1 pseudogene is annotated in these 206 nt (G+C 53.9%); it reads left to right on the top strand.

The features are described from left to right. A pseudogene (locus KB213_RS12780) lies at positions 1-206 on the top strand (L-aspartate oxidase); the annotation flags it as partial.

Consider the following 206-nt stretch of genomic DNA (forward strand, 5'->3'; position numbering starts at 1 on the left):
GCGAACCGCTTTGCCAGTAATTCTCTGTTAGAGGCCGTATTGACCGGGCAGTGGGCTGCTCAAGATATTATCCAGCATGAACCCTCTCGGGCGCTATCCCACGGTAAAATGGTAGAGCATTACCAAGGGCCGACACCTCCTGACCTCTCCGAGCATTTAGTGCGCTATGCAGGGATATTGCGCGATGAAGCGGGGTTATATGCGCT

This window comes from Neokomagataea anthophila, from assembly GCF_018122595.1.
Taxonomy (GTDB): Bacteria; Pseudomonadota; Alphaproteobacteria; order Acetobacterales; family Acetobacteraceae; genus Gluconobacter; species Gluconobacter anthophilus.